Source organism: Acetobacter sp. DmW_043 (assembly GCF_002153485.1).
Lineage (GTDB): Bacteria > Pseudomonadota > Alphaproteobacteria > Acetobacterales > Acetobacteraceae > Acetobacter > Acetobacter thailandicus.
The window spans coordinates 1-1,666 of record NZ_JOMN01000080.1; the positions used below are offsets into that span (position 1 = coordinate 1).

General features: G+C 36.6%; 1 protein-coding gene. It reads left to right on the forward strand.

Features of this window, described 5'->3' with window-relative positions; all coding sequences use genetic code 11:
- On the forward strand, nucleotides 1–1,312 hold a 1,312-nt coding region (locus tag HK11_RS12410), incomplete at its 5' end, for a hypothetical protein (RefSeq protein ID WP_198943267.1).
- Between the last annotated feature and the right edge of the window lie 354 nt (nucleotides 1,313–1,666).

The window sequence follows — 1,666 nt, forward strand, 5'->3', positions numbered from 1 at the left end:
AAGATTTTCTGGGAAAGATGATTTTAGACTTAATCGGTTAAATGATTATAAATTATTGGAGAAGAAACATGGCGAGATTCTAAATAGCAAAGGAGATACAGACAATTTTTTACGTGAAAGCCATATAACAGTTGAAATTGATTATAATGTTGAAGCGCATATAGATCGAGTTATTGAGCTAATTAATAGAACAAATCAATTAAATTTTATTAAAAAACGCCTACCAGAAAATAAAGAAGATGCGAAAAGAGTAATTTCTGAAGAGTTGTCTCATCCAGATCGTCATGCAGGATTAGTACATGTCCGTGACAAATATGGTGACTATGGTTATGTTGGCTTCTTCTTGCAGGCACGTGGAGCGGGTTATAATAGACTTGATTATTTTTGCTTTTCTTGTCGAACTCTAGGTATGTTCGTGGAGTTATGGTTATATCGTGAATTAGGATGCCCATCTATCGCTATTCATGGTGAAGTCTTAACAGACTTACATGATCAAAATAAAAAAATAGATTGGGTTAAGCGCTGGGTTTCTACTCAGAGTACAGAAAAATTACCTATTGCATCTACTCGGACAATTCTCTTATGTGGCGGATGTGATCTTGATAGCGTTGCCCACTATGTGCATCATAATTACAAGAATACTATTTTACATCTTAATACTGCCCGTGAAAGTTCGGAAATCCGTCGGGACCACTCTTCTCTCGTCCGTAGAACTTTCAATGGGATGACTGATGATGATTTTCTTTTTCTGAAACAACTTGGTTATGAATCTTCAGATTTTCAGATTAATATCTCTCCAGACAATATAGATGTGGCGGTATTTAGTTTTTGGACTGATATGTTTTATAGTTTGTATGAAGTTGTCGGGAGAGGTTACGAAATGCCTATATCTCCTACTAATCTCGGTCATGCGAATATTGAAAATTTTTACGAAACAGAAATTTGGGAGCGTGGTGCCACAGAAATATGTATTCGCAATTTTCGTTTTGCCAAAGCTAATCTAAAGTACAAAGGAACATCAGATGAAGGAACATTTAAAGACAACGTCTGTTCGATTATCAGAAAATTTCCTTCCTCAACCAAAGTATTTTTGTTAGGTGCTTTAGAAAATATTCCTGTGGAATTTTCTTGGGTTAAAGCACAACATCAGCTTTTTAATACATGGCAAAACGATATAGTAAAAAACTACGAAAACGTAGAAATTATACATATAGATAAATTCATCGAAAGTCCAGAAGAAGCTATAACTTCTACACATTTCAAAAGAGGTTTTTATAGAAAGCTTGGTGAATATTTGGCCAACATATTATAAATTCGAATAAAATATGGTGATCACCCCATAAAAAGAATGGAATTTGAATGAGAATTTTCTCAGCGTAATGATGAGGAGATGAATGCTTCGAAAAACCTTTGATTGACTGCTCTTTCGCCTGATTTCAGTTTTTTGAGGTAGCATTCGATCTGCGTTTTGAGCAGATCGGGGGCTGTCACCTGCTGGATTGCTACGCGGCGGCGTAATACCAACAGCTATCTTCTTTGATCTATATGAGCCCATTGTCTGAGGCCGATTGAGCGTATGGTCTCTGGCAAGACTGTGAGGTGGAGGGTTCCTCTGTGATTTCATTTCCCCTTAGTTGATTGGGGATGATGAAAGATGAAGCAGCCG